The sequence below is a fragment of the Streptococcus sp. E24BD genome, assembly GCF_041807825.1.
In the GTDB taxonomy this organism is placed as follows: domain Bacteria; phylum Bacillota; class Bacilli; order Lactobacillales; family Streptococcaceae; genus Streptococcus; species Streptococcus entericus.
Genome location: NZ_JBGTZB010000034.1, coordinates 1 through 20,860, shown reverse-complemented (window position 1 = coordinate 20,860; position 20,860 = coordinate 1). Strand labels below are relative to the sequence as shown.

The window sequence follows — 20,860 nt, the reverse complement described above, 5'->3', positions numbered from 1 at the left end:
TCGCTCTTTTATGGTTCATGGGAGTAGCTCATAGGTTTCCTCGTGTTCTGGTAGTGTGGTTACGTACAGTTTACACGACAGAAACGCTATGAGTTTTTTTGTTGCACTATATTTTACAATTTATCGATAACTAAAATGATTATGCTTGATGTCTTTGATCACGCTGTTATCGCGCGGTTACTAGAGAATTAACTTGTCAGTCCATAACGGTTTATCATCTGTTAAAGACTATAAAAAAACACTCCTTGTTTCTAGTGTACTAGATGTCAACAGGAGTGTTTTATTTCGTTTCATTTTGGCAGTTGAGGTTAAACTTTTTCTCGTTTACTCGGCACTGCTGTCACTAGCTAGCTCTTTACCGAGTTTGATGATATAGTCTTTGAGTTGATCTTTAACTTGAGGGTGTTTAAGGGCGTAGTCGATAGAGGTCGTCATAAAACCAAACTTGTCACCGACATCATACCGTTTGCCTGTAAAGACACGAGCAAAGACCCGCTGAGTCTTGTTTAAGGCATCGATAGCATCTGTTAGTTGCACTTCGCCACCAGCCCCGGGTTCTTGTTTTTCTAGTAGGTCAAAAATCTCTGGGGTCAAGAGGTACCGACCGATGATGGCCAAATCAGATGGGGCCTCCTCAGGCTTTGGCTTCTCGACAAAGGTATCAACGCTGTAAAGACCGTGGACACTCTCGCCGTGAGGGGCGATGACGCCATAAGCTGACACCTCTTCATGCGGCACCTGCATGACGGCGATGGTTGAAGCATGGGTATTCTCATAGTCGTTGATTAACTGTTTGGTCAATGGCAGAGCAGTCTCGTCAGTAATGTCCATGAGGTCATCCCCTAGCATGACCACAAAGGGTTCGTTGCCAACAAAGGCTTTGGCTTGCAAGACCGCATCTCCAAGACCGCGTGGGTGGCTCTGACGGATAAAGTGCAGGCGAATACCTGTTGTTTCGTCTACCAATTTAAGCAAGTCATGCTTGCCTTTTGCTTTGAGGTTATACTCTAGCTCAAAGTTTGAGTCGAAGTGATCCTCGATAGAGCGCTTGGACTTACCAGTCACCACTAGGATGTCTTCGATACCTGATTTTAAGGCCTCTTCAACGATGAACTGGATGGTTGGCTTGTCCACGATGGGCAACATTTCCTTGGCAAGCGCCTTGGTGGCAGGGAGGAAGCGTGTTCCTAGACCAGCGGCTGGGATAATAGCCTTTCTGACTTTTTTCATGATGGTTCTCCTTTTTGTTTTTGAAAATGAAAGTTGGGCTCAATCGATAAATTTATGAGAGGTCGATGAAGGGTTAGCTCACTTAGGTGTAATTCAATTAGTTAAAAGCCAACTGTTTGAGGTTGCAGCTGTGAGGGCTGTTAACTACTTAAATTAACCTATCAAATGATTACCTAGCCACTGATGATGCCAAGTCGTCAAGTCTCATGGGGATCGAAACAACCAGCAGTGGCTTATGGCGTTACATTGCTTAATGAGTTTGTACAGGGGCAACTCTAGTGCTGACAAAACAAATCACAAGTTTGCTCCCAAGTACTGCGTCACTAAAACAGAGGGACTGGAACATTTGTCCAGATTCTGTCTAAGTTGAGGACTAACGATGAGTGTCAAGCCCACTCGTCCTCGGAACGAAACTCGTTTGACATCATGTTTAGGACTGTTTCCTTGATTGGGGCATTCTCGTAGATGGCCTGATAAATAGCAGTAGTGATGGGCATATAGACACCGAGCTCTTGAGCAATTTCGTAGGCGACCTTTGTTGTTGATAAGCCTTCGATGACCATACCCATATTGGCTTCGATATCAGCGAGTTTTTCACCACGCCCTAGCGCATCACCTGCTCGCCAGTTACGGGAATGAACGGATGTTCCTGTGACAATCAAGTCTCCTACTCCTGATAAACCGCTGTAGGTCAGGGGATTTGCCCCCAACTTGACACCGAGACGGGTTATTTCTGCCAGGCCCCGTGTAATAATAGCGGCTTTAGCATTGTCCCCAAAACCGAGACCATGAAGAACGCCAGCACCAACAGCGATGATGTTTTTGAGGGCACCAGCTGTCTCAACACCGATGACATCCGTATTGGTGTAGAGGCGGAAGTAGTGGTTGCTAAAGAGCTCTTGCGCATACTTGGCAGCAGTCAAGTCTTTAGATGCAGTGGTGATGAGGGTGATGTCCCGAACAATGGTTTCTTCAGCGTGACTAGGTCCTGAGACGACGACAATTTCACTGCGAAGGGTCTCTGGGATTTCTTCCTCCAAGATAGTAGATAGGCGCTCGTGAGTGCCAGGTTCAAGACCTTTTGAAGCGTGCATAACGATAACCTTATGATCAAGAACGGCTGCGACTTGTTTGGCAACCAAACGCGTAACTTTGGTTGGCACAACAAAGAGCACTGCATCAACACCTGCCAAAGTTCCTGCCAAGTCAGTGTAGGCGACAATATTCTCATCCAGTACAATGTCCTTGAAATAATGGTTATTGGTATGGTGGGTATTAATCTCGTCAATCTGAGCAGGGATATTGCCCCAGAGACGGACGGTGTGACCGTTATCATTGAGTACCTGAGCCAGGGCGGTTCCCCATGAACCCGGTCCTAAGACGGCGATGGTTTGTTTGTCCATACGACCTCCTAAAAAGCTGTTTTTTCCATTATATCATAAGTTTAATACTTTTCCTATCACCTACTGTATCTCTTGGTTTTGTGAAAACATCTTGAAAATTACAAGAAAACAAGCTTTTTCCCTTGACAATAGTCCTCATAAGAACTAAAATAGTTTCTATGAAAACTAATGGAGGGTGATATGGGACATCCACTATCAGATATTCGTCTGATTTTGCATAGACTAGAGACTATCTGTGAGGAGATGGCAAGGGAAAACGGCATCGAGCATTTGGCTGGTCCACAAGGGCATGTGCTCATGTTTCTCAGTCGCAGGGACAAGCAGGAAATTTTTGTCAAAGACATCGAGCAGGAGTTGAAGATTTCCAAATCTGTGGCTAGTAATCTCGTCAAGCGCATGGTCAAAAATGGCTTTATCGAGATTGTACCGTCGGTGTCTGATCGGCGCTACAAGCAGGTGCTGTTGACCGACTTGGGACGAGAAAAAATCCAGCCTTTGACCACTTTTCGTGAGGAAATGCGGCAGTCGATTTTCAAAGGAATTTCCAGTCAAGACTTTGCGGTCCTTCATCAGGTGCTCCATCAGTTGACAGAAAATATCACCGCTTATACAGGAGGAAAAGATGCTTAAACGCGCTATTTTACGCTACAAATGGTACGCCCTAGGTTCTGTGCTTATGGTGTCCACCGTGGTTATCAGCAGTCTCTTGCAGCCCAGCTATTTGCAAGATGTCCTAGAGGCTGTCTTGATGAATGACCAAGAAAAAATATCAGAAGTCGGTGTTTGGCTTCTAACGATTGCAGGGATTGGGCTCTTAGCAGGAGCTATCAACACGGCTCTGGCGTCTAAAATCGCTCAAGGCGTGTCTGCGGATATTGGGGAGGAAGCCTTTCGTAAGATTCAGAGCTTTTCCTATGCCAACATCGAGACCTTTAACGCCGGGAATTTGGTCGTTCGTTTGACCAATGATATCAACCAAATCCAGAACTTGATGATGATGACTTTCACAGTGCTCATGCGGGTGCCTTTACTCTTTATCGGTGCTTTTATCATGGCGGTCAAAACCATGCCTGACCTCTGGTGGATGATCATCGTGATGATTATCTTGATTGGTGCGATTATGGCCGTCGTGATGAGCCAAATGGCGCCTAGCTTTGGGAAATTCCAATCCTTGATGGATACGATTAACCGTATCGCTAAGGAAAATCTACGTGGCGCTCGGGTGGTCAAATCCTTTGTTCAGGAAAAGAACCAATACACCAAATTCAAAGAAACCTCTAATGAGCTTTTAGGGCTAAACCTCTTCATCGGGTATGGTTTTTCAGTGATGCAACCCCTATTAATGTTTATTTCTTATATGGCGGTTTTTGTGTCTATTTATTTGGTATCAGGGATGGTAGAGACCGAGCCTAAAGTAGTCGGTGGAATTGCTTCTTTCATGAGTTACCTTATGCAGATCATGTTTTCCATCATCATGGCGAGCTTTATGGGTATGCAGGCTAGTCGGGCAGCTATTTCTATCAAGCGGATTGGTGAGGTACTCGATACAGAGCCTGCTATGACATTTATGAACGGATCAGATGAGGACTTGACTGGTAGTATCGTCCTTGACAAGGTGAGCTTTACCTACCCACATGATACCGAACCCATGCTCAAGGAGATTTCCTTTACTATTGAAGCAGGACAGATGGTCGGGGTGGTCGGAGCGACTGGAGCTGGTAAGTCTACTCTAGCTCAGATGATTCCACGTCTTTTTGACCCGCAGGAGGGGACAATCTTCATCGGTGGCAAGGACATCAAGACGCTTAGCCAAAATACCCTAAGAGAGACGGTATCGATTGTCCTGCAAAAGGCGATTCTCTTTTCAGGCACTATCGCGGATAATCTGCGGCAAGGGAAGATGGGTGCCGACCTAGACGCTCTGAACCGTGCGGCTAGCATTGCCCAAGCCAAAGAATTTATCGACCGCATGGATGACCGCTATGAGAGCCAAGTCGAAGAGCGGGGCAACAACTTCTCAGGTGGGCAAAAGCAGCGCATGTCCATCGCTCGTGGGGTAATTGGTCAGCCGAAAATCTTGGTCTTGGATGACTCCACATCAGCTCTTGACGCCAAGTCTGAAAAGCTGGTGCAGGAAGCCCTTAACCACGATCTCAAAGGTACGACCACAGTCATCATCGCCCAGAAGATTTCTTCTGTGGTTCGCGCGGACAAGATTTTGGTGCTGGATGAGGGGCGCTTGATTGGTCAAGGAACCCATGCCGAATTGGTGCAATCAAATGTTGTTTACCGTGAGATCTACGAGACGCAGAAAGGACAGGAGGACTAAGATGAAGACAGCACGTTTTTTCTGGTTTTATTTCAAACGCTATAAACTTTCCTTTGCAGTGATTTTTGCGGCAGTGGTGCTGGCGACCTACTTGCAGGTCAAAACGCCTGTCCTCATCGGTGAGGCGCTAGGTGCTCTGGGGGAGTTGGCGCAGCAATACATGGTCGCTAAGCAGACAGGTATTGCCAATTTCAATCCCGATATGGGAACCTTTAATGGGGTCATGGGCCTGCTCTTTCAAGCCTATCTCTTCACCGTTGTGGCCAACTTGGTCTACAGCCTGCTCTTTACCCGCATCGTGGCGCACTCGACCAACCGTATGCGCAAGGGGCTGTTTGGCAAGTTAGAACGCTTGACCATTCAATTTTTCGATACCCACAAGGACGGGGACATTCTATCTCGCTTTACCAGTGATTTGGACAATATCCAGAATGCCTTTAACCAGTCCTTGACCCAAGTGGTGTCCAACGCTGCTCTCTATGTGGGGATGGTCTGGATGATGTTCCGCCAAGATACACGTTTGGCTTGGTTGACGGTGGCGTCAACGCCTGTGGCCCTGCTCTTTCTGGTTGTCATCATCCGCCTAGCCCGCAAGTACAGCAATCTCCAGCAGGCGGCTGTCAGCAAGCTCAATGCCTATATGGACGAGAAGATTTCAGGGCAAAAGGCCATCATCGTCCAAGGCATTCAGCAAGAGACCATCGACGGCTTCTTGACCTTGAATGAAGAGGTGCGTCGCACCACCTTCAAAGGACGTCTTTTTGGTGGTTTGCTCTTTCCTGTCATGAATGGCATGAGCTTGGTCAATACGGCGATTGTGATTTTCATCGGTTCTTCGATGGTCTTGGACGATACGAGCTTGACCACGGCAACAGCGCTGGGCTTGGTGGTGACCTTTGTCCAGTATTCGCAGCAGTACTACCAGCCCATGATGCAGATTGCTTCCAGCTGGGCGGAGTTGCAGCTGGCCTTTACAGGAGCTCATCGGATTCAGGAGATGTTTGACCAAGAAGAGGAAGTCCGTCCTGATAAAGCGCCGCTATTTACCGAATTGAGCCAAGGTGTCGAGATCGACAATATCAACTTTAGCTATGTGCCAGACAAGCCTGTCCTCAAAGGGGTGTCTATCTCTGCGCCTAAGGGCAAGATGGTAGCGGTCGTTGGGCCGACGGGCTCTGGCAAGACCACCATCATGAACCTCATGAACCGTTTCTACGATGTGGATAGTGGCAGCATTCGCTTTGATGGACGTGATATCCGAGACTATGATTTGGATAGCCTCCGCAGCAAGGTCGGTATCGTCTTGCAGGAGTCGGTGCTCTTCTCAGGCACCATCGCAGACAATATCCTCTTTGGGGCAGAAGGTGTCAGTCAGGAGATGGTGGAGACCGCTGCTCGTGCCACCCATATCCATGACTTTATCATGAGCCTGCCAGATGGCTATGAGACTTACGTGACCGATGATGAAAATGTCTTCTCGACAGGGCAAAAGCAGCTGATTTCTATCGCACGAACTCTCTTGACCAATCCGCAGGTGCTCATCCTTGATGAGGCAACCTCAAACGTCGATACGGTGACCGAGAGCAAGATTCAACAGGCCATGGAGGCAGTGGTAGCAGGGCGGACCAGCTTTGTCATCGCCCACCGTCTCAAGACCATCTTGAAAGCAGACGAGATCATCGTCCTCAAGGATGGTGAGGTGCTGGAGCGGGGCAACCATCGTGAACTCCTTAGACAAAATGGCTTTTATGCCGAACTCTACCACAACCAGTTTGTGTTTGAATAAGACAAAAAACTCTCTCTTGGCGGGAGTTTTTTGTCTGAAAAAATTGAAAATGAATACAGATTTTTAACGAATATTTAAGTAAGATAATTTGTTCAAGGACTAGTAGGTATATTGATGGCAGTTATTCAAGTTAGCAATCAACAAAATGTTAAAAATAAAAGTTGATTTTTTCCAATCAGTTACGAATAAGTTATTAGAACACTTCAAAGGAGAAAAGAGATGACAGATATGATTCAAGTCTCTAAAGTGTCCAAGGCATTTGGTGAGAACGTAGCTCTATCGCAGATTAGTTTTACAGTAGAAGAAGGAACAATTTTTGGTTTTCTTGGACCATCTGGTTCGGGGAAGACAACTTTGATTAGGATTTTGACCAACCAGTTACTTTCTGACAGTGGTGAGAGTTATTTGTTAGGAAAATCTTCTAGGGAACTGGAACCAGCCGACTTTGAAGCCTTAGGCATTGTGAGTGATCAGAGTGGTTTTTTTGAAAAACTGACGCTTTATAAGAATATGCAGGCCTATGCTAAGTTTTATGGTGTTGGAAAGGAGAGGGTTGATGACCTACTCCAGCAGGTTGGACTTTACGATTGTCGGCACACGGTGGCTGAACGCTTATCTACTGGTATGAAGCAACGGCTATTTTTGGCTAGAGCCTTAATTAACAGACCACGACTTCTTTTTTTGGATGAGCCTACTAGTGGTTTAGATCCTGCGACTTCAATGAAAATCCATAAGTTATTAGAAGAGTTAAGGGAGCAAGGTACAACCATCTTTCTAACCACACATGACATGGCAGAGGCAAGTCTTTTATGCAATAGAATCGCTCTACTCCATCGTGGGCAGTTGGTTGAATCGGGTCGTCCAGATGAATTAATTCGGAGATACACCACAACAAAGCAATTAAAAATTATTGATAATGTCGGCAATGAACGGCTATTGACTTTTTCCGATGTACAACCTAGTGACTTAGAGACCGCTTTTTCGGTTCATTCTTGTGAACCAAATTTGGCAGACATTTTTATCGCATTGACAGGAGAACAACTTCATGATTAGACGACTATTAGCCCTTATCTGGCTACGGACACAGATTTTGATAACGAATAAAAATCTATTAATTCAATTTTTGTTTCCTTATTTGCTACTAGCACTTTACCGTTTTGTCTTGAAAGCTGAAGGTATTCAGGTATTATTTATGACCCTACCCTTGGGCTTGTCAATGTCAAGTGGGACAACGGTATCGAGTATGATTGCGGAAGAGAAAGAAAAAAGGAATCTATCAACTCTCCTTTTGAGTGGTGTTGGCCAAGGAGAATACCTCTTATCGGTACTGTTTTATCCCATGTTATTGACAGCAATTAATATTATGTTATTGCCTATCTTATCCAAGGTCCAACTTGGTGCTCACGTGATGTCTTATCTTGTTATCAGCTTGTTGACTGCATTAGCTGTAGTTCTGATCAATGTGATTATTGGTTTTTTATCGGAGACCCAAACTCAGGCTCAGATTAATAGCATGCCTGTCATGTTATTCCTATCGCTTGGACCTATTTTGGCTCAAGCTAGCCAAAAAATCGATAGAGTGTTGTCTTATACATTTTTTGGAGCTTTTTCAGACTTGTCTCGAGACCTCACAATTAATCTAGACAGGTATTCTATGATGAGTTTAGTGATTTGGGTTTTAGGATTATCACTCCTGTCTTATCTTGTGTTAAGACGGATTGGGACTAAGGAAAAGCTATCTGTTTCAAGGCAAGTAGTTCAGTTAAAAAAGATATTCAAAGTTGTCTAGGAACTAGTTGCTTGGTATTAATAAAGTAGGAAGGAGATTACGATGTATATCATGCTTGTAGGTATTGGTTGGATCCTTTATTTCCAATGAGGAGATAAAGAATTTAATTAAAAAAGTTATAACTCTAGAGGAAAGGAGAGAAGTTTATGGGCGTATTTATTATTGGCGTTGCTATTGGTATCTATTTGTATTGCAAATAATTTATTGATGCCATATGTTGTAATTGAATAATTAATCTTAGGAAGGAGTTTATATGGTTCTACTTGCTTCAGGTGTTATCGTTGGATTTATTGGTGCCTACTTATTGAAAGGATAGTCTTTCAATAAGTTAGAACCCACTTACAATAAACCGCACCCTAAAGTTAGACAGAAAAAATCTAACTTTAGGGTGCTTTTTTTATGACATTGAGTTGAGAAGATAAACAAAAGATTTATAGACTGAGAAAAATGGGCGACAAGATTCCTCTTAGCTAAGACATTTCCGTCAAATAGGTCAAACTCATAGACAAGTATGATATAATGGTAAACATGAATAACAAGATTTTAGACCAGTTAGAATTTGATAAAGTCAAGGCGGGTTTTGAACCTTATTTGCAGACGGAGCAAGGGCATGACCTCTTGCAAGAGCTTGCCCCTTTGACCAAGCGAGAAAAGATTGAACAGCGCTTTGTCGAGTTAGCTGATATGGCGCAACTATTTGTTCAGCAGCACCAGTTTGCAACTGGGTCAGCCAGGGATGCCTCCGACAGTCTACGTCGGTTGGAACTAGATGGTGACCTGAATGTTGATGAATTTATTCAAATCAAACGTATTTTACAGATAACCGCAGAATTGGGAAGGTTCTATGCGGATTTGGATAATGTTAATCTGACTGCCCTAGCCAATCTCTTTGACAAGTTGGAACAATTTCCTAATCTACAAGGGAGCCTACAGGCCATCAATGATGCAGGATTTATTGAGAGCTTTGCTAGCCCAGAATTGACCAGTATTCGCCGTCAACTGACGGACAATGAAGCCAAGATTCGTCAGGTGTTACAAGATGTGCTTAAAAAGCAAGGCGACATGCTAAGCGAACAGCTGATTGCCAGCCGTAATGGCCGCTCGGTACTCCCTGTCAAAAATAGCTACCGCAATCGCGTGGCCGGTGTCGTTCATGACATCTCATCATCGGGTAACACGGTCTATATCGAGCCGCGGGCAGTCGTTGAGCTCAACGAGACCCTGACTCAGTTGCGGGCAGATGAACGTCATGAATTGGCACGGATTTTGCATCAACTATCAGATATGGTACGTCCTCAAACCAGAGCCTTGCGCAATAATGCTTGGGTCATTGGTCAGCTGGATTTGATTCGCGCCAAGTACCTCTACATGATGGACAAAAAAGCCAGCATTCCCAAGCTATCTGGGGATAAGACCATCCGCCTGCTGGGGTTGCGCCATCCTCTTTTGACCAATCCTGTCGGCAACGACCTCCATTTTGAGGACAGCCTGACCGCTATCGTCATCACAGGACCAAACACTGGTGGTAAGACCATCATGCTCAAGACCTTAGGCCTTGCCCAACTCATGGCCCAGTCAGGCCTGCCGATTTTAGCAGATGAGGGCAGTCGGGTCGCGGTCTTTACTCAGATTTTCGCAGATATCGGTGACGAGCAGTCGATTGAGCAGAGCCTCTCAACCTTCTCTAGCCACATGACGACCATCGTGTCGGTATTGGAAAAAGCTGACGCAGACAGCTTGGTTCTCTTTGACGAGTTGGGAGCTGGAACTGACCCTCAGGAGGGGGCTAGTTTGGCCATGGCTATCTTAGAACACTTGAGGTTATCACAAGTGAAGACCATGGCCACCACCCACTACCCAGAACTGAAGGTCTACGGTATCGAGACAGCCTTTGTGGAAAATGCCAGCATGGAATTTGACATCAATACCCTTAGCCCGACCTATAAGTTTCTCCAAGGAGTACCTGGGCGATCAAACGCCTTTGATATTGCCAGACGTTTGGGACTAGCTGAGGTCATCGTTGCTGAGGCTCAAGGCATGACAGCTACGGATAGTGATGTGAACCGCATCATTGAAGAACTGGAACGGCAAACGCTAGAAACCCGTCGTCGTCTTGACCATATCCGAGAGGTGGAGCAGGAGAACCTCAAATTCAACCGTGCTGTTAAGAAGCTCTATAATGAATTTTCTCATGCCAGAGACAAGGAGCTGGAAAAAGCACAAGCTGAGGTGCGTGAGATGGTTGAACTTGCTCTGGCAGAAAGCGACAGCATTCTCAAAAACCTCCACGAGAAAAGTCAACTCAAGCCTCATGAGGTCATCGAGGCTAAGGGGCAACTCAAGAATCTAGCGCCGCCTGTCGATCTCTCTAAGAACAAGGTGCTCAAGAAGGCTAAGAAGGCGCGGGCAGCACGGGTCGGTGATGACATCATCGTTCGGGCTTATGGGCAACGAGGGACGTTGATTAGCCAGCTCAAGGACGGTCGCTGGGAGGCTCAAATCGGGCTGATTAAGATGACCCTCAAGGAAGACGAGTTCAACCTCGTTCGCGCGGATAGCATGGAACAGTCTAAGAAAAAACCAGTCACCGTCACCAAGAAAGTCTCTGGGCGCGACCCTTCAGCCCGCCTAGACCTCCGTGGCAAACGCTATGAAGAGGCCATGCTGGAACTGGACGAGTTTATCGACCAAGCGCTGCTCAACAATATGGCGCAAGTGGACATCGTCCATGGTATCGGAACAGGGGTCATTCGTGAAGCAGTTACCAAGTACCTCCGTCGCAATAAGCATGTCAAGAGCTTCGGCTATGCCCCGCAAAATGCTGGAGGCAGTGGCTGTACGATTGTGGTCTTGGGCTAAAAAAGAGAACTTCCACTTGGTTTTGGAAGTTCTTTTTAGCGTTGAGATCATCGGAGATTCGTCAAGATTGCTCTGGTCGTTGGGAAACCGCAGCCAATCTGATAGTGTATGCCTATTCCTTATGTTACAGTTTTTGTCGGACGTTTATGATAGTGAATGCTGCCCGCACTACAGGGGACTAATACAGAAAAAGCAAGACAGGGGCATCTATTCTTCAGATTGTTTGATGAGCCAGCTTCTTCGTAGCAAATTTTAGCAAAAATACTTTTTTTACGGTATAATGGTCTCATAAATCGTAAGGAGGCTATTTTTATGGCACATATTGTGACAGATGCAACGTTTGAAGCAGAAACTAGCAAGGGTCTAGTTTTGGTTGATTTTTGGGCGACTTGGTGCGGTCCTTGTTTGATGCAAGCACCGATTCTTGATCAACTATCTGAAGAATTGTCAGAAGATGAGTTGAAAATCGTCAAAATCGATGTTGACCAAAACCCTGCAACTGCTCAAAAATTTGGCATCATGAGTATTCCGACCCTCTTGTTCAAAAAAGACGGTCAGGTGGTTAAACAAGTCGCTGGTGTTCACACCAAAGAACAGCTTAAGGCCATCGTTGCTGAGTTGAGCTAATAGCAGAAAAACTGATCCATTGAGGTCAGTTTTTTTCGTGCTGATAGGCCGTCCACAGTTTTTTCTGCGGTGTGGCAAAAGGGTAAGTTTCAAAATCATCTGGGTGCACCCAGGCGGTTTCTTTATTTTTTGGGGACATGGCAGAGCTGACCTGCCCTGCGACCAAGGTCACATGCCATTTACGGTGGCTAAAGACATGGGTAACTGCTGGGAAGGTCTGTTCGCACCAGACGGGGGTCAAACCGTAATCTTTCTCAAAGCTGGTCAGGTCAGGTTGGGTCATCAGTTGAGATGATGTGGACTGAGTAAAAAGGTCTAACTGCTCTGCTATTGGCTTAGCCGACAAGAGCGGAAAAGACCAGAAGCCTGAAAGCAAGCCGCTGTCAGTATTCTTTTCGAGGAGATAGCGCCCCTTACCATCTCTGATAACAAAGGCGGTTAGGTGCAGAGGGACAGGCTTTTTCTTGGGTGCCTTGATGGGGTAGCGGTCGTAGGTGCCGTTGAGGTAGGCAGCATTGAAGGCTCGTATGGGGCTCTCGTCAGGTCGCGGGGTTTTAGCATGCTCGATGTCAGTCCCCAAGTCCATAAAGGCTTGATTGAAATCACCGGGACGGTCAGGGTCGATGAGGATTTCCATCAGGGCTTGAAAGATCTTGCGATTTTTTGGATCGCCGATGTCGTAGTCAACTTCAAAGAGTCTGGCTAGTACCCGCATGACGTTGCCATCTACAGCAGGCTCAGGCAGACCAAAGGCAATGCTTGAAATAGCGCCAGCGGTATAGGGACCGATGCCCTTGAGAGAGCTGATGCTCTCGTGGGTGTTGGGAAATCGCCCACCAAAGTCAGTCATGACTTGCTGTGCTGCTGCCTGCATATTTCGCACGCGCGAGTAGTAGCCAAGCCCCTCCCAAGCTTTGAGCAGCTTATCTTCTGGTGCTGCAGCCAAATCAGCGATGGTAGGAAACCACTCTAAGAAGCGCTCGTAGTAGGGGATAACCGTCACGACTTGGGTCTGCTGAAGCATGATTTCAGATACCCAAATCTTGTAGGGATCTGTTGTTCGACGCCAGGGGAGGTCACGTTTTTCACGGTCGTACCAAGCAAGCAGAGTGCGACGAAAGGCAGCAATCTTGTCTTCGTCCCACATCTGGATGCCGTAATCGTTCAAATTTAACATGGGTTTATTGTACCATAAATTGACGATGCGGGTAAATAAGATTAGCTGAACTGGAAAAGCTCAAATTTGTTGGTAATAAAATCCCCTGACATCAGATGATGTTAGGGGATTACTATGTGTAAGCTAGAGAGACACGACCTTCTCTTAACTACCGTGACCAAATCTCATCATAGTATTGTTGAATGGTACGGTCAGATGAGAAGAATCCTGCTTTGGCGATGTTGTGGATGACTTTCTTGTTCCAAGCTGCTTGGTCTTCGTAGTCAGCTAGAACTTGCTCTTTGGTGGCAATATAGTCCTTCAGGTCAATCAAAGTCATGAACCAGTCTTTGTTCAGTAGTTCTTGGTAGAGGCGGTTGAGGCGATCTGGGCTGCCCAGAGCCATCAACTCATCGCTGACGATAAAGTCAACCAACGGTTGAATAGCCTCGTCAACGTAATAGTCACGTGACACATAGCCAGCCTTATCATAGAGGTCAATGATGGTATCACTGTCTTGACCAAAGGTGTAGATGTTGTCCTGACCAGCCAGTTCTGCAATTTCAACATTAGCCCCGTCCATGGTACCTAGTGTTAGGGCACCGTTGAGCATGAACTTCATGTTGCCTGTACCAGACGCTTCTTTAGATGCCAGAGAAATTTGCTCTGAGATATCGGTAGCAGGAATCAGTTTTTCAGCCACAGAGACGTTGTAGTTCTCTACCAGATGGATGTTGAGGTAAGGGCTGACCTCAGGGTCATTGTTAATCAACTCAGACAAGCAGAGAATCAGGTGGATAATATCCTGAGCAATGGTGTAAGCAGGCGCAGCCTTACCACCGAAGATGACCGTCAGCTTACGCGCAGGATGGTTGCCAGCCTTGATGTCCAAGTATTTATGAATCACGTAGAGGGCATTCATCTGTTGGCGCTTGTATTCATGGAATCGTTTGATTTGTGTATCGATGATGGAGTGTTCGTCTAAATCGATGCCCTTGTTGGCTTTGAGGTAGGCTTTAAGTGCCAACTTGTTTTGGAATTTGATGTCTGCTAAACGCTCTTGAACCGTAGTATCATCAGCGAAAGCCACTAATTTTTCCAAGGCTGTGGCATCGGTCAAGTACCCATCACCAATCAGTTCTTTGATGTAAGCAGCCAAAGGTTGGTTGGCAAACTCTAACCAGCGACGGAAGGTGATGCCGTTGGTCTTGTTGTTGAATTTCTCAGGATAAAGGTCGTAGAAAGCCTTGAGTTCACTTGCTTTGAGAATCTCTGTATGGAGCGCTGCCACACCGTTGACAGAAGTTGAGTAGTGAATATCCATGTGTGCCATGTGAACACGGTCGGTCTCATCGATGATAGCGACGGCTGGATCAGCGTACTTAGCTTTGACACGTGTATCAAGTTCCTTGATGATTGGCACCAAGTGTGGCACAACCTCATCTAGGAAGCTCAGTGGCCATTTTTCCAAGGCTTCTGCCAAGATGGTGTGGTTGGTGTAGCCGACCATTTGTGACACGACAGTAATTGCCTCGTCCATGTCAAAGCCATGCTTGTCTGTCAAGAGACGAATCAGCTCTGGAATCACCAAGGATGGGTGCGTGTCGTTGATTTGTACGTAAGTGTAGTCTGGCAAATCGTGCAGATTTGAACCGCGCTCAATCGCCTCGTCAATCAAGAGTTGGGCAGCATTTGACACCATGAAATATTGCTGGTAAATGCGGAGCAGTTCTCCATTTTTATCAGAATCATCAGGATAGAGAAAGAGCGTTAGGTTCTTTTGGATAGCTGTCTTGTCAAAGCTGATGCCATCAGTGATGAGGTCAGTGTCAACTTGTTTAATGTCAAAGAGATTGAGGTAATTCTTGGTCTCTTTTTTATAGCCCAGAACAGCCATGCGTTTGAGGGTTGACGTCAGGGTAAAGTTAGCAAATGGCACCTCATAGCTGATATCGGTTGGGATTAACCAGCTGTCATCCTCAATCCAGAAGTTTGGTTGTGCATCTTGTTGATTATCCTTAAAGACTTGTTGGAAGAGCCCGCAGTGGTAGTTGAGACCAACGCCCTCACCGTTAATGCCAAGTGTTGAGATAGAATCGATAAAGCAAGAGGCCAAGCGACCCAAGCCGCCGTTACCAAGCGATGGTTCTGGCTCGATGTCTTCGATGGCGCTGATGGATTTGCCAGCGGCTGCTAGTTCAGCTTTGATACTGTCGTAGATACCTAGGTTAATTAGGTTGTTGGACAGGAGTTTTCCGATGAGAAACTCGGCTGAGATGTAGTAGACCTTACGCTTGCCATCGTTTTTAGGCAAGTCCTTGCTCATGTCTTTGACGTAGTTGAGCAAATGGGTGTAAATGTCCTTGTCAGACAATTGTTGTAGCTCTTGTGCAGTTTTGTTCTTGATATAGCTTGTAAAATTAGTCATTCTGTTCATTACCTCGTTGATACAATAGTGTGATCTTTTTCAAAAACTCTTTGTGTTCAGGGGTTAACTCTTCTGGCAACATCCGCCATTCCCAGTTGCCACCAACGGTTGACGGCAAGTTCATTCTGCTATCAGCCGGTAGATCGAGAATATCTTGCATGCTGGCAATGGCTGTATTGCTAACGGTCGCAAATAGCGTGCGAAGCATGGCGCGACTGATGTTCTCCTCATCGCGACGGTTGATGTAGCTGTTAACATAGTCTTTTTGCTCTTGAGTTAGGTTGTCGTACCAGCCGTTGACCACTTCGTTGTCATGAGTACCTGTATAAGCAAGGCTATGCGCAATGCAACGATGTGGGCTGTCTATGCTTTGCCCAGTTGTGTCGAAAAAGCCAAATTGCAGGATTTTCATGCCTGGGAAACCACAGTCTGCGAGGAGTTTCTTCGCACGGTCGTCGATATAACCCAAATCTTCAGCGATGATGGGTAAATTGTCTCCCAATGCTTCTTTTACAGCAGCAAAGAGGGCATAGTTAGGACCCGGATGCCACTTGCCATCATTGGCGGTTTCACCATCTCCATCGATTTCCCAATAGTCTGAGAAACCTTTGAAGTGATCAATCCGTAAATAATCATAGAGCTTAAAGCTCTCACGAATGCGGTAAATCCACCAAGCATAGTGGGTTGCTTCATGCGTCGCCCAGTCGTAAATCGGATTGCCCCAGAGCTGACCATCCGTGCTGAAATCGTCGGCTGGGCAACCTGCTAGAAAGAGGGGACGGCGTGCCTCATCCAACTTAAACAATTCTGGTTGTGTCCAAACCTCTACGCTATCCGCAGATACATAAATCGGCATATCCCCGATGATGCTGATGTGGTGTTCATTAGCATAAGCCTTTAGCCTGGCCCATTGGCTGAAAAAGAAATACTGCGTCGCCTGATGGTAGGCGATAACATCTGCCAGCTCTTCACGATAGCGGTTCAGGCTACTTTCTTCCCGTAAAATAGCAGAGCTATCCTCCCATTCTTGCAAGGCACGATTGCCAAAATGCTCTTTCAGAGCCATAAACTCTGCATAGTCAGGTAACCAAGATGCCTGTTCTTCTAGAAAGGCTTGATAGACTGATGTGACCTTGTCATCTGCGAGAAAGGCTTGCACAGCTTTTTCTAGAATCGGACGACGAGCTTCAAAAATTTGCGCATAATCAACCCGAGAAGGATTATCGCCAAAGTGAGCATCAGCATAGTCAGCTTTTTCCAACCAGCCCTCAGCTGCCAACAGGTCAAGATCAATCAGGTGCGTGTTCCCAGCGATGGCTGAAAAGGACTGATAAGGGGAGTCACCGTAGCTTGTCGTGGTCAGAGGTAAAATCTGCCAATAGGTCTGCTTGGTCTCTACAAGGAAGTCCACAAAATCATGAGCAGCCTGCCCGAAGGTCCCCACACCGTAAGGACTAGGCAAAGAAGTAATGTGCATTAAAACACCGCTTGCACGTTTGTCCATCATAAGTTCTCCTTTAGTCATGATAAGTCTAGTCTAACGCAACCGATTGCGTAAGTCAAGTCTTTTCTTAAAAATCTTAAGAAAAATTAGCGATTGTTACCAAAAGAAATCACCGATAAGTGACAACGGTGACTTCTTTTTATAGCTCGTTTAACTGGTTGAGGCAGCGTCACTTACTCGCCTCGCCTGCCTCAAACCGGATTTTATGTGCTTATTTTTCTCACTCTGCTTATGCGGCGGATTGGTTGAGTAAGCACATCAGCCGCAGTGGTAGCAGAAACGTTTTATCTCTTGTTTCAGGGACAAGACGTTAGCGATACAGGTCTCGAACACTTTCCCTTTCCTTTAGATTAAAGGGGACAATGACTTCTGTTGACGGTTGTTGCCTATCCTCGATAATATCTAGCAAGCGGATGAGACTTGTTTGTCCGAGTTGGGCAACATTGATGTCAAACGTTGTTAAGTAGGGATGAAGCATTTTTGAAAAAATCGAGTTATTGAAGGAAATTAAGGAAAGATCATCCGGAACACGCAAACCATAGAAGGATAGAAACTGAATGACTCGGATAGAGAGCAAATCACCGATGACAATCAGACCTGTGATTTTTTCTCTCTGTATCGTTTCAATGAGCAAATCTAAGGTTGCTGGATCTTTCCGGTCAAAGAGCAAGATGGGTTGAACTGGCAAATCGAGTTGCTCAATAGCCTGCTGGTAGCCTCGGTAACGGTCAAGACAGACACGGCTCGTTAAATCATCTGTGACAAACAATAGTTTTTTGTGTCCTTTGCGTTGAAGGTGTTTAACAGCCTCTTCCCCCATCAATTGGTTGTCATTGTCAATCGAAATTAAGTTTGGATTTGCCTCTATCGGTGTTCCGACAACCACAAATGGAATGTTATGGCTGCTTAAATAATGTTGAACAGGGTCATCTTTTTCAGAGTATAGGATTAAAAACCCATCAGCTCTTTTTTGGCGGTACATCAGTTTCACCTGTTCAGCTAAATCTTCAACGGAATTACTGGTGGCAATCGACACCGTAAAGCCCTGTTGTTTGGCTTGATCGTTTATTGCCGTCAAAATTTCCATGAAAAAGGGTTCGCTAACCCGATCAGGGGTGGTCAGCGGTGGCAAAACAACCCCCACACACTGAGTCAGTCCGCTTGCCAGCATCTGGGCGGCCCGATTGGGCACATACCCCAAATCGTCCATCGCTTGGCGCACACGTTCTTTTGTTATTTGAGAAATAGCAGAGCTGTCTTTCAAGACTCGGCTGACTGTCGAAGCATTTACACCAGCCCTCTTTGCCACATCCTTAATTGTTACCATAATCATGAACCTCCTGATGCTTATTTTACCTTATTTGAGAGGGGTAATGCAACCATTTGGTTCAGCTATTAAGAGATTAGTTTCAAGCAGAATGCGTCCCAAGCCTCCAGTTTCATCTGGTCGAGGTCTTCAGGGAGAACAGTGTTGGTGATAATAAGCTCATCGATGCCAGCAGGTAGCGAGAGGTGCTGAACCTGATCAGAGAGGTTAACGACCACAAGATAGGTACTGCTCTGCCATTGACGAGTATAGGCGAAGACTTGATCAGGCGTATCGAGGAGGTTGTAATCGCCGTAAATCAGCCAGTCAGCCTCTAGGCGCAAGCGAACCAGCTGTTGGTAGGTGTAAAAGATCGACTGCTTATCCGCCAGTGCCTGAGCGACGTTGATGGTCTGGTGGTTAGGGTTGATAGGTAGCCAGGGCTGCCCTGTGGTGAAGCCAGCCTGTTGCCCAGCTGTCCACTGCATTGGCGTGCGGGCATTGTCACGACCAATCATGCGAATCTGGTCAAGGGTAACGTCATTTGCCTGGCCAGCCTGTCTAGCTTCTGTCAGGTAGTTGAGGCTTTCGATGTCGTTGAGCTGGTCAACAGTTGTGAATGGGAAATTCGTCATTCCAATCTCTTCCCCCTGATAGATGTAAGGTGTTCCCCGCATCAGATGAAGCAAGATAGCGAAGGCTTTAGCTGATTTTTCACGGTAAGTGCCCGTATCTCCCCAGATAGAGAGGATACGTGGCAGGTCGTGATTGTTCCAAAAAAGCGAGTTCCACCCCTGTCCGACAGGCAACTCGGTTTGCCAACGTGACAGAACGGTTTTTAGTTTAGGGACATCAAGTTTGGTATAATGCCACTTGTCTTTATCTGTTTCGTGCTGGAGACCGATGTGTTCAAACTGGAAGACCATGGACAGCTCCTTGCGGTCTGGTGCAGAGTAGAGTTTCGCCCGTTCAGGATTGGCGCCCCAGGTTTCTCCTACTGTCAGTAAGTCTGGGTCGGTCAGGCAGGCTTGGTGCATTTCCTGCAAATAGTCATGGAGCTTGGGACCGTTGTTGCCAATGAGTTGGTCAGGGACTTTGCCAATCATGTCGATGACGTCCATCCGAAAACCTGAAATGCCCTTGTCAATCCAAAACTGCATCATCTGGTAAATCTTTTGACGCAATACGGGGTTTTCCCAATTGAGGTCAGGTTGCTTACGACTGAAGAAGTGGAGGTAGTAGGCTTGAGTTTGCTCGTCATAAGCCCACGCAGAACCGCCAAAAACTGAACTCAGTTCATTTGGCTCATTTGCCCAGATGTAAAAGTCGTGCTCAGGACTATCTGGTTGCTGACGGGCTGTCACAAACCAAGCGTGCTCATCGGAGGTATGGTTGACCACCAAATCCATAATAATGCGAATACTACGTTTTTTGGCTTCAGAAAAAAGTTCTTCCATGTCCGCCATGCTACCAAATTCTGCTGCAATGGCTTCGTAGTCAGAAATATCATACCCATTATCGTCCATGGGACTTTGGTAAACAGGTGAGAGCCAAATGGCGGTGATGCCAAGCTCTTTTAGGTAATCTAACTTACTGATGATACCCGGTAAGTCACCGATACCATCACCGTTACTGTCCATAAAGCTCTTGGGATAGATCTGATAAACAGTGGCACGGTGCCACCAGCGTTCAGTCATAAGATTTTCTGTCATGAAAGGTCTCCTTTAAATTATCATTTGATGCCATTATAACTTTTTTTTGCCAATTAAGCAAACGGTTGCGTGAAAGAGTTAGTTCCTAAGTGACAAAGAAGAGTTGTAAGGGTTAATTCGGAACTAAATTTTTTTTTAATTTTTTCAAAAAACTACTTGACATTTTGAGCAAGCGGTTGCATAATAGAGGTATCATTATCTGTTTAATACTGTAATGCCCCGTTACCGCAACAATTCAGATAAAAAGAAGAAAGAAGGAATGACNACCCAAACAGTGACTTCTACTCTGTTGAGGACTTTGATTTGGACATCAAGGACAAGGAGTTCATCGTCTTTGTTGGACCATCAGGTTGTGGTAAGTCGACCACTCTTCGCATGATTGCAGGACTTGAGGACATCACTGAGGGTGAGTTCTACATTGATGATGAGTTGATGAATGACATCGAGCCAAAAGACCGCGATATCGCCATGGTTTTCCAGAACTATGCGCTTTACCCACACATGACGGTCTATGACAACATGGCTTTCGGGCTCAAGTTGCGCAAGTACGACAAGGCTGATATCGACCGTCGAGTGCGTGAAGCAGCTGAGATTCTAGCTCTGACTGACTTCCTCCAACGTAAACCAGCTGACCTCTCTGGTGGTCAACGCCAACGTGTGGCGATGGGCCGTGCGATTGTCCGTGATGCCAAAGTATTCTTGATGGATGAGCCTCTGTCAAACTTGGATGC

General features: G+C 46.1%; 14 protein-coding genes and 1 pseudogene. 8 read left to right on the top strand and 7 right to left on the bottom strand.

Annotated elements, in window-relative coordinates:
* Positions 1 to 324 precede the first annotated feature (324 nt).
* Complete coding sequence (gene galU / locus ACERC5_RS08285) at positions 325 to 1,230, bottom strand: UTP--glucose-1-phosphate uridylyltransferase GalU (protein WP_373659617.1); 906 nt, start codon at positions 1,228 to 1,230, stop codon at positions 325 to 327.
* A 386-nt stretch (positions 1,231 to 1,616) separates the two neighbouring features.
* Positions 1,617 to 2,633, bottom strand: a complete 1,017-nt coding sequence (locus ACERC5_RS08280; RefSeq protein WP_373660556.1) for an NAD(P)H-dependent glycerol-3-phosphate dehydrogenase — start codon at positions 2,631 to 2,633, stop codon at positions 1,617 to 1,619.
* Positions 2,634 to 2,813: 180 nt separating this feature from the next.
* Here ACERC5_RS08280 and ACERC5_RS08275 point away from each other — a divergent pair, with 180 nt between their 5' ends.
* From ACERC5_RS08275 to trxA, 7 genes are all read left to right on the top strand, one after another.
* Positions 2,814 to 3,263: a MarR family winged helix-turn-helix transcriptional regulator gene (locus tag ACERC5_RS08275; protein ID WP_373659615.1), complete on the top strand. Its 450-nt coding sequence runs from the start codon at positions 2,814 to 2,816 to the stop codon at positions 3,261 to 3,263.
* The gene (locus tag ACERC5_RS08270; RefSeq protein WP_373660555.1) at positions 3,256 to 4,962 is read left to right on the top strand and encodes an ABC transporter ATP-binding protein; all 1,707 of its coding nucleotides are present in this window, start codon (positions 3,256 to 3,258) and stop codon (positions 4,960 to 4,962) included. Before ACERC5_RS08275 ends, ACERC5_RS08270 begins: the two co-directional genes overlap by 8 nt.
* Position 4,963: 1 nt before the next feature.
* Positions 4,964 to 6,748 (top strand): ABC transporter ATP-binding protein, encoded by a 1,785-nt coding sequence (locus ACERC5_RS08265; protein WP_373660554.1) that lies wholly within the window; start codon positions 4,964 to 4,966, stop codon positions 6,746 to 6,748.
* Between the two features lie 228 nt (positions 6,749 to 6,976).
* On the top strand, positions 6,977 to 7,801 hold the full coding sequence (locus ACERC5_RS08260; RefSeq protein WP_373659618.1) for an ABC transporter ATP-binding protein: 825 nt from the start codon (positions 6,977 to 6,979) through the stop codon (positions 7,799 to 7,801).
* Positions 7,794 to 8,537 (top strand): ABC transporter permease, encoded by a 744-nt coding sequence (locus ACERC5_RS08255; protein ID WP_373659612.1) that lies wholly within the window; start codon positions 7,794 to 7,796, stop codon positions 8,535 to 8,537. The genes ACERC5_RS08260 and ACERC5_RS08255 overlap by 8 nt, the downstream gene beginning before the upstream one ends.
* A 528-nt stretch (positions 8,538 to 9,065) precedes the next feature.
* Positions 9,066 to 11,396 (top strand): endonuclease MutS2, encoded by a 2,331-nt coding sequence (locus ACERC5_RS08250; RefSeq protein ID WP_373660553.1) that lies wholly within the window; start codon positions 9,066 to 9,068, stop codon positions 11,394 to 11,396.
* A gap of 312 nt (positions 11,397 to 11,708) precedes the next feature.
* On the top strand, positions 11,709 to 12,023 hold the full coding sequence (gene trxA / locus ACERC5_RS08245; RefSeq protein ID WP_373659553.1) for a thioredoxin: 315 nt from the start codon (positions 11,709 to 11,711) through the stop codon (positions 12,021 to 12,023).
* A gap of 25 nt (positions 12,024 to 12,048) precedes the next feature.
* On the opposite strand, the gene mutY is transcribed toward trxA, so the two are convergent.
* From mutY to ACERC5_RS08220, 5 genes are all read right to left on the bottom strand, one after another.
* Positions 12,049 to 13,200: an A/G-specific adenine glycosylase gene (gene mutY / locus ACERC5_RS08240; RefSeq protein ID WP_373659551.1), complete on the bottom strand. Its 1,152-nt coding sequence runs from the start codon at positions 13,198 to 13,200 to the stop codon at positions 12,049 to 12,051.
* A 148-nt stretch (positions 13,201 to 13,348) separates the two neighbouring features.
* The gene (glgP, locus tag ACERC5_RS08235; protein ID WP_373660552.1) at positions 13,349 to 15,607 is read right to left on the bottom strand and encodes a glycogen/starch/alpha-glucan family phosphorylase; all 2,259 of its coding nucleotides are present in this window, start codon (positions 15,605 to 15,607) and stop codon (positions 13,349 to 13,351) included.
* Entirely contained in the window at positions 15,600 to 17,111 is a 1,512-nt protein-coding gene (gene malQ / locus ACERC5_RS08230; protein WP_373659556.1) for a 4-alpha-glucanotransferase, read from the bottom strand. Before malQ ends, glgP begins: the two co-directional genes overlap by 8 nt.
* A 310-nt stretch (positions 17,112 to 17,421) precedes the next feature.
* A complete protein-coding gene (locus ACERC5_RS08225; RefSeq protein ID WP_373660551.1) occupies positions 17,422 to 18,438 on the bottom strand; it encodes a LacI family DNA-binding transcriptional regulator in 1,017 nt (338 codons plus the stop codon).
* Positions 18,439 to 18,506: 68 nt separating this feature from the next.
* On the bottom strand, positions 18,507 to 20,114 hold the full coding sequence (locus tag ACERC5_RS08220) for an alpha-glucosidase (protein ID WP_373660557.1): 1,608 nt from the start codon (positions 20,112 to 20,114) through the stop codon (positions 18,507 to 18,509).
* 282 nt (positions 20,115 to 20,396) lie between these two features.
* Here ACERC5_RS08220 and ACERC5_RS08215 point away from each other — a divergent pair.
* Positions 20,397 to 20,860, top strand: a pseudogene (locus ACERC5_RS08215) (ABC transporter ATP-binding protein); the annotation flags it as partial.

Bases quoted from the DNA above. Each gene is read 5' to 3' on its own strand.
- galU (WP_373659617.1), bottom strand. From the start codon at position 1,230: ATGAAAAAAGTCAGAAAGGCTATTATCCCAGCCGCTGGTCTAGGAACA.
- ACERC5_RS08280 (WP_373660556.1), bottom strand. From the start codon at position 2,633: ATGGACAAACAAACCATCGCCGTCTTAGGACCGGGTTCATGGGGAACC.
- ACERC5_RS08275 (WP_373659615.1), top strand. From the start codon at position 2,814: ATGGGACATCCACTATCAGATATTCGTCTGATTTTGCATAGACTAGAG.
- ACERC5_RS08270 (WP_373660555.1), top strand. From the start codon at position 3,256: ATGCTTAAACGCGCTATTTTACGCTACAAATGGTACGCCCTAGGTTCT.
- ACERC5_RS08265 (WP_373660554.1), top strand. From the start codon at position 4,964: ATGAAGACAGCACGTTTTTTCTGGTTTTATTTCAAACGCTATAAACTT.
- ACERC5_RS08260 (WP_373659618.1), top strand. From the start codon at position 6,977: ATGATTCAAGTCTCTAAAGTGTCCAAGGCATTTGGTGAGAACGTAGCT.
- ACERC5_RS08255 (WP_373659612.1), top strand. From the start codon at position 7,794: ATGATTAGACGACTATTAGCCCTTATCTGGCTACGGACACAGATTTTG.
- ACERC5_RS08250 (WP_373660553.1), top strand. From the start codon at position 9,066: ATGAATAACAAGATTTTAGACCAGTTAGAATTTGATAAAGTCAAGGCG.
- trxA (WP_373659553.1), top strand. From the start codon at position 11,709: ATGGCACATATTGTGACAGATGCAACGTTTGAAGCAGAAACTAGCAAG.
- mutY (WP_373659551.1), bottom strand. From the start codon at position 13,200: ATGTTAAATTTGAACGATTACGGCATCCAGATGTGGGACGAAGACAAG.
- glgP (WP_373660552.1), bottom strand. From the start codon at position 15,607: ATGACTAATTTTACAAGCTATATCAAGAACAAAACTGCACAAGAGCTA.
- malQ (WP_373659556.1), bottom strand. From the start codon at position 17,111: ATGGACAAACGTGCAAGCGGTGTTTTAATGCACATTACTTCTTTGCCT.
- ACERC5_RS08225 (WP_373660551.1), bottom strand. From the start codon at position 18,438: ATGGTAACAATTAAGGATGTGGCAAAGAGGGCTGGTGTAAATGCTTCG.
- ACERC5_RS08220 (WP_373660557.1), bottom strand. From the start codon at position 20,114: ATGACTGAACGCTGGTGGCACCGTGCCACTGTTTATCAGATCTATCCC.